The 10068-nt window shown below is 54.8% G+C and carries 2 protein-coding genes, 2 tRNA genes, 3 rRNA genes and 1 pseudogene; 7 read left to right on the plus strand and 1 reads right to left on the minus strand.

The window, feature by feature from the left end; translation table 11 throughout:
- Positions 1–109: 109 nt before the first annotated feature.
- Positions 110–1031, minus strand: a pseudogene (locus AABM54_RS03725) (LysR family transcriptional regulator).
- Positions 1032–1169: 138 nt separating this feature from the next.
- Here AABM54_RS03725 and AABM54_RS03730 point away from each other — a divergent pair.
- From AABM54_RS03730 to rrf, 7 genes are all read left to right on the plus strand, one after another.
- On the plus strand, positions 1170–2519 hold the full coding sequence (locus AABM54_RS03730) for an aspartate aminotransferase family protein (RefSeq protein ID WP_347903870.1): 1350 nt from the start codon (positions 1170–1172) through the stop codon (positions 2517–2519).
- Positions 2520–2597: 78 nt separating this feature from the next.
- Positions 2598–4091 carry a CoA-acylating methylmalonate-semialdehyde dehydrogenase gene (locus AABM54_RS03735; protein WP_347903871.1) on the plus strand — a complete coding sequence of 498 codons (1494 nt, stop codon included), beginning with the start codon at positions 2598–2600 and terminating at the stop codon, positions 4089–4091.
- 626 nt (positions 4092–4717) lie between these two features.
- Positions 4718–6256, plus strand: a 16S ribosomal RNA gene (locus AABM54_RS03740).
- 162 nt (positions 6257–6418) lie between these two features.
- A tRNA-Ile gene (locus AABM54_RS03745) sits at positions 6419–6495 on the plus strand.
- A gap of 30 nt (positions 6496–6525) precedes the next feature.
- A tRNA-Ala gene (locus tag AABM54_RS03750) sits at positions 6526–6601 on the plus strand.
- 253 nt (positions 6602–6854) lie between these two features.
- Positions 6855–9746 (plus strand): 23S ribosomal RNA (locus tag AABM54_RS03755).
- Positions 9747–9904: 158 nt separating this feature from the next.
- Positions 9905–10020, plus strand: a 5S ribosomal RNA gene (gene rrf, locus AABM54_RS03760).
- Together the 16S, 23S and 5S rRNA genes with 2 tRNA genes alongside form the textbook arrangement of a ribosomal RNA operon.
- Positions 10021–10068 lie beyond the last annotated feature (48 nt).

The raw sequence follows: 10068 nt of genomic DNA on the forward strand, positions 1-10068 counted from the left end.
GGGAGGCACCTGTGGGTTGATAGCGCACCCACAGGCATCCGACAAGTTTTGTTGCGATAAAACCTGTAGGCGCAGAGCAAGCTCGGCTCCTACAGGTTTCTTTGGATGTTCAACGCGTCGCCGCCAGATTTTCCAGAAAGCTTTCCAGCACCAGATGCGGGCGCCGCCCCTTGCGGGTGACTGATGCCAGGCTCAAGTCATAAAAACGGCTGTCGTGTTTCAGTGCGCGCAAACGGCCTTGCTGCACCCAAAGGCTCGCGTAGTGATCCGGCAGGTAACCGATGTAGCGCCCGGTCAGGATCAGAAACGCCATGCCTTCACGGTCCGAGGCGCTGGCGGTGCAATTGAGTGCCTGGTAATGGGCCTGGATTTCGGCCGGCAAGCGGAAGGTCGGGGCGATGGCGTCCTGACTGTTGAGCCGGTCATCGTTCAGTTGTTTATCGTCGACATAAAACAACGGGTGCCCGACCGCGCAGTAGAGCAGCGAACGTTCGCTGTACAGCGGCTGATATTCCAGGCCCGACAAGGCACTGGCCTGCGGCACCACGCCGACATGCAAGCGCCCGTCGAGCACACCTTGTTCGACTTCATTGGGCGCAATCATGCGGATCTGGATCTGCACATCCGGCCCGCGCTCTTTCAACTGCGCCAATGCGTGGGTAATGCGCATGTGGGGCAGGGTGACCAGGTTGTCGGTCAGGGCCGATGGTCAGATCGCCGCGCAAGTGCTGGTGCAGCCCGTTGACCTCGGTGCGGAAACTTTCCAGCGCACTTAATAGCTGCAACGCCGATTGGTAGACCTCGCGACCTTCTTCCGTCAGCGAGAACCCGGCCCGCCCCCGCTGACACAGGCGCAGGCCGAGGCGTTGTTCAAGGTCGCTCATTTGCTGGCTGATGGCCGAGCGACCAATTCCGAGCACACTTTGCGCTGCGGAAAAACCGCCGCACTCGACCACGCTGCGAAAAATCCGCAGCAGGCGGATATCAAAGTCGCTGACTTGCGCCAGTGGATCGGGTCGACGGCTGCTCATGCGGCTCACTCAGAAGTTTAGTAGTCGGCTGACTGAAGGTTAGAAAAGTTGGATTTCACCGACTTTATCGCCGTGGCAACTTAGCTGCAAGAACGCTTTTAATCCCTACGCCGCTTATTGCCTTGCGAGGTTTTGCTCATGAACTTGCCTGAAAACGCCCCGTCGCCTTTGGCCAGCCAGCTCAAGCTCGATGCTCACTGGATGCCGTACACCGCCAACCGAAACTTCCAGCGCGACCCGCGGCTGATTGTTGCGGCCGAAGGCAGTTGGCTGACCGATGACAAGGGCCGCAAGATCTACGACTCGCTGTCCGGCCTGTGGACCTGCGGCGCCGGGCATACCCGTAAGGAAATCCAGGATGCGGTGGCCAAGCAGCTGGGCACCCTCGATTACTCGCCGGGCTTCCAGTACGGCCACCCTCTGTCGTTTCAGTTGGCCGAAAAAATCACCGAGCTGACGCCGGGTAACCTGAATCACGTGTTCTTCACGGACTCCGGTTCCGAGTGCGCCGATACGGCAGTGAAGATGGTCCGCGCTTACTGGCGCCTGAAAGGCCAGTCGGCCAAGACCAAAATGATCGGTCGCGCCCGTGGTTACCACGGTGTGAACATCGCCGGCACCAGCCTGGGTGGCGTCAATGGCAACCGGAAACTGTTCGGTCAGGCGATGATGGACGTCGACCACCTGCCGCACACCTTGCTGGCCAGCAACGCTTATTCCCGTGGCATGCCGAAAGAGGGCGGTATCGCCCTGGCTGACGAGTTGCTCAAGCTGATCGAACTGCATGACGCGTCGAACATCGCGGCGGTGTTCGTTGAACCCATGGCCGGTTCTGCCGGTGTGCTGGTTCCACCAGAGGGCTACCTCAAGCGTCTGCGTGAAATCTGCGATCAGCACAATATCCTGCTGGTGTTCGATGAAGTCATCACCGGTTTTGGTCGTACCGGCGCGATGTTCGGCGCTGACAGCTTTGGCGTAACGCCGGACCTGATGTGCATCGCCAAGCAAGTCACCAACGGCGCGATCCCGATGGGCGCGGTGATTGCCAGCTCCGAGATCTACCAGACATTCATGAACCAGGCGACGCCGGAATACGCGGTGGAATTCCCCCACGGCTACACCTACTCGGCGCACCCGGTGGCGTGCGCGGCGGGCCTGGCGGCACTCGACCTGCTGCAAAAGGAAAATCTGGTGCAGAGCGTGGCCGAGATCTCGCCGCATTTCGAGAATGCGTTGCACGGCCTGAAAGGTTCGAAGAACGTCATCGACATCCGCAACTACGGCCTGGCCGGGGCAATCCAGATTGCCGGGCGCGACGGCGACGCCATCGTGCGTCCGTTCGAAGCGGGCATGGCGCTCTGGAAAGCCGGCTTCTATGTGCGCTTCGGCGGCGACACCTTGCAATTCGGACCAACCTTCAACAGCAAGCCGCAAGACCTTGACCGTTTGTTCGACGCGGTCGGCGAAGTGCTGAACAAGATCGACTGATTTCCCCCTCTACTCCCTCTATATAAGAGAAGGGCGCCCGTTGACAGGCGCCTGTGGACAACTTTTCAGGAGCCCCGCATGAGCGTTATCCCGCATTTGATCAATGGCGAACTGGTGACCGAAGACGGTCGCACCGCCGATGTGTTCAACCCGTCCACCGGCCAGGCAATCCACAAGCTGCCATTGGCCAGCCGCGAAACCATCCAGAAAGCCATCGACTCGGCCAAGGCTGCGTTCCCGGCCTGGCGTAATACTCCACCGGCCAAACGTGCGCAGGTGATGTTCCGCTTCAAGCAATTGCTGGAACAGAATGAAGCGCGTATCGCTCAGTTGATCAGCGAAGAACACGGTAAGACCCTGGAAGATGCTGCCGGTGAACTCAAGCGCGGGATCGAGAACGTCGAGTTCGCTTGCGCAGCGCCGGAAATTCTCAAGGGTGAATACAGTCGTAACGTTGGCCCTAACATTGATGCCTGGTCGGATTTCCAACCGTTGGGCGTGGTCGCCGGCATCACGCCGTTCAACTTCCCGGCGATGGTGCCGCTGTGGATGTATCCATTGGCGATCGTTTGCGGTAACTGCTTCATCCTCAAGCCATCCGAGCGTGATCCGAGTTCGACGCTGCTGATTGCTCAATTGTTACTGGAAGCGGGTCTGCCGAAAGGCGTGCTGAGTGTTGTGCACGGCGATAAGGCAGCGGTGGATGCCTTGATCGAAGCGCCGGAAGTCAAAGCGTTGAGCTTTGTCGGCTCCACTCCAATTGCCGAATACATCTACGCCGAAGGCACCAAGCGCGGTAAACGCGTTCAGGCACTGGGCGGCGCGAAGAACCACGCAGTGCTGATGCCGGACGCGGATCTGGATAACGCAGTTAGCGCACTGATGGGCGCGGCGTACGGTTCTTGCGGTGAGCGTTGCATGGCGATCTCGGTGGCCGTGTGTGTCGGCGATCAGGTGGCGGATGCCTTGGTGGCCAAACTGGTGCCGCAAATCAAGGCCCTGAAAATCGGTGCAGGCACCTCGTGTGGCCTGGACATGGGGCCGTTGGTTTCCGGTCAGGCTCGCGACAAAGTCAGTGGCTATATAGAAGACGGTGTTTCGGCCGGCGCAACCCTGGTGGTCGATGGTCGTGGCTTGAGTGTGGCCGGTCACGAGGAGGGGTTCTTCCTGGGCGGCTGCCTGTTCGACCGCGTGACGCCGCAGATGCGCATCTATAAAGAAGAGATCTTCGGGCCGGTCCTGTGCATCGTTCGGGTCAATAGCCTGGAAGAGGCGATGCAACTGATCAACGATCACGAATACGGCAACGGCACCTGCATCTTCACCCGTGATGGGGAGGCAGCACGGTTGTTCTGCGATGAGATCGAAGTGGGGATGGTGGGGGTCAACGTTCCGCTGCCGGTTCCGGTGGCCTATCACAGCTTCGGTGGCTGGAAGCGCTCGCTGTTCGGCGATTTGCATGCCTATGGCCCGGATGGTGTGCGGTTTTACACCCGCCGCAAGGCGATTACCCAGCGCTGGCCGCAACGTGCGAGCCACGAAGCCTCGCAGTTCGCATTCCCTAGCTTATAAGTAGAAGGGAAAGAGGGCGGTCTCTAAGGGCCGCCTCTCGTGTTTTCGGGTATTTCTGACCTATATGACAGAAATGTGAAAATAGCGGTTGACGGCAGATTCTGGAAGTCTATAATTCGCCCCACTTCCGGCGCAGTCGAAACGGAAAACTCCTTGGTAAACAAAGAGTTACGCAGTTTTCGGCGGCGGGTTGCTTCAGTTCGTCGAAGCCTGGAAGGAGTTGAAAGAGCGGTGTAGTTTGGCTCTTTTAACGGTTCGGTCTTCTCGATCGAAAGCGGAGAAAAAGAGGGGTTGACAACAGCGAGTAACGCTGTAGAATTCTCCTCCCGCTGACGAGAGATCGGAAGCGCAAGTGGTTGAAGTTGTTGAAGAATTCTTCGAAAGCTTCTGAAAATAATCACTTGACAGCAACAGAGGCTGCTGTAGAATGCGCGCCTCGGTTGAGACGAAAGGTCTTAACCAACCGCTCTTTAACAACTGAATCAAGCAATTCGTGTGGGTGCTTGTGCAGTCAGACTGATAGTCAACAAGATTATCAGCATCACAAGTTACTCCGCGAGAAATCAAAGATGTAACCAACGATTGCTGAGCCAAGTTTAGGGTTTCTTAAAAACCCAAAGATGTTTGAACTGAAGAGTTTGATCATGGCTCAGATTGAACGCTGGCGGCAGGCCTAACACATGCAAGTCGAGCGGCAGCACGGGTACTTGTACCTGGTGGCGAGCGGCGGACGGGTGAGTAATGCCTAGGAATCTGCCTGGTAGTGGGGGATAACGCTCGGAAACGGACGCTAATACCGCATACGTCCTACGGGAGAAAGCAGGGGACCTTCGGGCCTTGCGCTATCAGATGAGCCTAGGTCGGATTAGCTAGTTGGTGAGGTAATGGCTCACCAAGGCGACGATCCGTAACTGGTCTGAGAGGATGATCAGTCACACTGGAACTGAGACACGGTCCAGACTCCTACGGGAGGCAGCAGTGGGGAATATTGGACAATGGGCGAAAGCCTGATCCAGCCATGCCGCGTGTGTGAAGAAGGTCTTCGGATTGTAAAGCACTTTAAGTTGGGAGGAAGGGCAGTTACCTAATACGTAATTGTTTTGACGTTACCGACAGAATAAGCACCGGCTAACTCTGTGCCAGCAGCCGCGGTAATACAGAGGGTGCAAGCGTTAATCGGAATTACTGGGCGTAAAGCGCGCGTAGGTGGTTCGTTAAGTTGGATGTGAAATCCCCGGGCTCAACCTGGGAACTGCATTCAAAACTGTCGAGCTAGAGTATGGTAGAGGGTGGTGGAATTTCCTGTGTAGCGGTGAAATGCGTAGATATAGGAAGGAACACCAGTGGCGAAGGCGACCACCTGGACTGATACTGACACTGAGGTGCGAAAGCGTGGGGAGCAAACAGGATTAGATACCCTGGTAGTCCACGCCGTAAACGATGTCAACTAGCCGTTGGGAGCCTTGAGCTCTTAGTGGCGCAGCTAACGCATTAAGTTGACCGCCTGGGGAGTACGGCCGCAAGGTTAAAACTCAAATGAATTGACGGGGGCCCGCACAAGCGGTGGAGCATGTGGTTTAATTCGAAGCAACGCGAAGAACCTTACCAGGCCTTGACATCCAATGAACTTTCCAGAGATGGATTGGTGCCTTCGGGAACATTGAGACAGGTGCTGCATGGCTGTCGTCAGCTCGTGTCGTGAGATGTTGGGTTAAGTCCCGTAACGAGCGCAACCCTTGTCCTTAGTTACCAGCACGTTATGGTGGGCACTCTAAGGAGACTGCCGGTGACAAACCGGAGGAAGGTGGGGATGACGTCAAGTCATCATGGCCCTTACGGCCTGGGCTACACACGTGCTACAATGGTCGGTACAGAGGGTTGCCAAGCCGCGAGGTGGAGCTAATCCCATAAAACCGATCGTAGTCCGGATCGCAGTCTGCAACTCGACTGCGTGAAGTCGGAATCGCTAGTAATCGCGAATCAGAATGTCGCGGTGAATACGTTCCCGGGCCTTGTACACACCGCCCGTCACACCATGGGAGTGGGTTGCACCAGAAGTAGCTAGTCTAACCTTCGGGAGGACGGTTACCACGGTGTGATTCATGACTGGGGTGAAGTCGTAACAAGGTAGCCGTAGGGGAACCTGCGGCTGGATCACCTCCTTAATCGACGACATCAGCTGCTGCATAAGCTCCCACACGAATTGCTTGATTCATTGAAGAAGACGATAGAAGCAGCCTGTATCGGTTTGTAGCTGAGTTGGTTAGAGCGTACCCCATGCTTTGTGGTAAGGAGCAGGGTGAGGTCGGCCTTAGTAGCTCGAAATTGGGTCTGTAGCTCAGTTGGTTAGAGCGCACCCCTGATAAGGGTGAGGTCGGCAGTTCGAATCTGCCCAGACCCACCAATTTTGTGTGGGAAACGCCTGTAGAAATACGGGGCCATAGCTCAGCTGGGAGAGCGCCTGCCTTGCACGCAGGAGGTCAACGGTTCGATCCCGTTTGGCTCCACCACTTACTGCTGTTTCTGCGTTAGAGCTTAGAAATGAGCATTTCCTTCGGATGAAGGTTAAATGTTGATTTCTAGTCTTTGATTAGATCGTTCTTTAAAAATTTGGGTATGTGATAGAAAGATAGACTGGACGTTACTTTCACTGGTAACGGATCAGGCTAAGGTAAAATTTGTGAGTTGCTCTTGATTAAGAGAGCATGCGAATTTTCGGCGAATGTCGTCTTCATAGTATAACCAGATTGCTTGGGGTTATATGGTCAAGTGAAGAAGCGCATACGGTGGATGCCTTGGCAGTCAGAGGCGATGAAAGACGTGGTAGCCTGCGAAAAGCTTCGGGGAGTCGGCAAACAGACTTTGATCCGGAGATGTCTGAATGGGGGAACCCAGCCATCATAAGATGGTTATCTTAAGCTGAATACATAGGCTTAAGAGGCGAACCAGGGGAACTGAAACATCTAAGTACCCTGAGGAAAAGAAATCAACCGAGATTCCCTTAGTAGTGGCGAGCGAACGGGGACTAGCCCTTAAGTGGCTTTGAGATTAGCGGAACGCTCTGGAAAGTGCGGCCATAGTGGGTGATAGCCCTGTACGCGAAAATCTCTTAGTCATGAAATCGAGTAGGACGGAGCACGAGAAACTTTGTCTGAATATGGGGGGACCATCCTCCAAGGCTAAATACTACTGACTGACCGATAGTGAACTAGTACCGTGAGGGAAAGGCGAAAAGAACCCCGGAGAGGGGAGTGAAATAGATCCTGAAACCGTATGCGTACAAGCAGTGGGAGCCCACTTTGTTGGGTGACTGCGTACCTTTTGTATAATGGGTCAGCGACTTATTTTCAGTGGCGAGCTTAACCGAATAGGGGAGGCGTAGCGAAAGCGAGTCTTAATAGGGCGTCTAGTCGCTGGGAATAGACCCGAAACCGGGCGATCTATCCATGGGCAGGTTGAAGGTTGGGTAACACTAACTGGAGGACCGAACCGACTACCGTTGAAAAGTTAGCGGATGACCTGTGGATCGGAGTGAAAGGCTAATCAAGCTCGGAGATAGCTGGTTCTCCTCGAAAGCTATTTAGGTAGCGCCTCATGTATCACTGTAGGGGGTAGAGCACTGTTTCGGCTAGGGGGTCATCCCGACTTACCAAACCGATGCAAACTCCGAATACCTACAAGTGCCGAGCATGGGAGACACACGGCGGGTGCTAACGTCCGTCGTGAAAAGGGAAACAACCCAGACCGTCAGCTAAGGTCCCAAAGTTATGGTTAAGTGGGAAACGATGTGGGAAGGCTTAGACAGCTAGGAGGTTGGCTTAGAAGCAGCCACCCTTTAAAGAAAGCGTAATAGCTCACTAGTCGAGTCGGCCTGCGCGGAAGATGTAACGGGGCTCAAACCATACACCGAAGCTACGGGTATCACTTAGGTGATGCGGTAGAGGAGCGTTCTGTAAGCCTGTGAAGGTGAGTTGAGAAGCTTGCTGGAGGTATCAGAAGTGCGAATGCTGACATGAGTAACGACAATGGGTGTGAAAAACACCCACGCCGAAAGACCAAGGTTTCCTGCGCAACGTTAATCGACGCAGGGTTAGTCGGTCCCTAAGGCGAGGCTGAAAAGCGTAGTCGATGGAAAACAGGTTAATATTCCTGTACTTCTGGTTATTGCGATGGAGGGACGGAGAAGGCTAGGCCAGCTTGGCGTTGGTTGTCCAAGTTTAAGGTGGTAGGCTGGAATCTTAGGTAAATCCGGGATTCTAAGGCCGAGAGCTGATGACGAGTTACCCTTTGGGTGACGAAGTGGTTGATGCCATGCTTCCAAGAAAAGCTTCTAAGCTTCAGGTAACCAGGAACCGTACCCCAAACCGACACAGGTGGTTGGGTAGAGAATACCAAGGCGCTTGAGAGAACTCGGGTGAAGGAACTAGGCAAAATGGCACCGTAACTTCGGGAGAAGGTGCGCCGGTGAGGGTGAAGGACTTGCTCCGTAAGCTCATGCCGGTCGAAGATACCAGGCCGCTGCGACTGTTTATTAAAAACACAGCACTCTGCAAACACGAAAGTGGACGTATAGGGTGTGACGCCTGCCCGGTGCCGGAAGGTTAATTGATGGGGTTAGCTAACGCGAAGCTCTTGATCGAAGCCCCGGTAAACGGCGGCCGTAACTATAACGGTCCTAAGGTAGCGAAATTCCTTGTCGGGTAAGTTCCGACCTGCACGAATGGCGTAACGATGGCGGCGCTGTCTCCACCCGAGACTCAGTGAAATTGAAATCGCTGTGAAGATGCAGTGTATCCGCGGCTAGACGGAAAGACCCCGTGAACCTTTACTATAGCTTTGCACTGGACTTTGAATTTGCTTGTGTAGGATAGGTGGGAGGCTTTGAAGCGTGGACGCCAGTCTGCGTGGAGCCAACCTTGAAATACCACCCTGGCAACTTTGAGGTTCTAACTCAGGTCCGTTATCCGGATCGAGGACAGTGTATGGTGGGTAGTTTGACTGGGGCGGTCTCCTCCTAAAGAGTAACGGAGGAGTACGAAGGTGCGCTCAGACCGGTCGGAAATCGGTCGTAGAGTATAAAGGCAAAAGCGCGCTTGACTGCGAGACAGACACGTCGAGCAGGTACGAAAGTAGGTCTTAGTGATCCGGTGGTTCTGTATGGAAGGGCCATCGCTCAACGGATAAAAGGTACTCCGGGGATAACAGGCTGATACCGCCCAAGAGTTCATATCGACGGCGGTGTTTGGCACCTCGATGTCGGCTCATCACATCCTGGGGCTGAAGCCGGTCCCAAGGGTATGGCTGTTCGCCATTTAAAGTGGTACGCGAGCTGGGTTTAGAACGTCGTGAGACAGTTCGGTCCCTATCTGCCGTGGACGTTTGAGATTTGAGAGGGGCTGCTCCTAGTACGAGAGGACCGGAGTGGACGAACCTCTGGTGTTCCGGTTGTCACGCCAGTGGCATTGCCGGGTAGCTATGTTCGGAATAGATAACCGCTGAAAGCATCTAAGCGGGAAACTAGCCTCAAGATGAGATCTCACTGGAACCTTGAGTTCCCTGAAGGGCCGTCGAAGACTACGACGTTGATAGGTTGGGTGTGTAAGCGCTGTGAGGCGTTGAGCTAACCAATACTAATTGCCCGTGAGGCTTGACCATATAACACCCAAGCAATTTAGTGACTCGAGAGAGCGCCAGATTGCGGTGTGTGAAGACGAAACGAACCGAAAGTTTGCGATTCACAAAGCACCGAGATCTATCACATCCCCATTCGCTGGAGCGTGAACCGAAAGGCACACGAGCTGGCTACCGAATTTCTTGACGACCATAGAGCATTGGAACCACCTGATCCCATCCCGAACTCAGCAGTGAAACGATGCATCGCCGATGGTAGTGTGGGGTTTCCCCATGTGAGAGTAGGTCATCGTCAAGATTAAATTCCGAAACCCCTATCTGCGTATGCAGGTAGGGGTTTTGTTTT

The organism is Pseudomonas purpurea (assembly GCF_039908635.1).
Lineage (GTDB): Bacteria > Pseudomonadota > Gammaproteobacteria > Pseudomonadales > Pseudomonadaceae > Aquipseudomonas > Aquipseudomonas purpurea.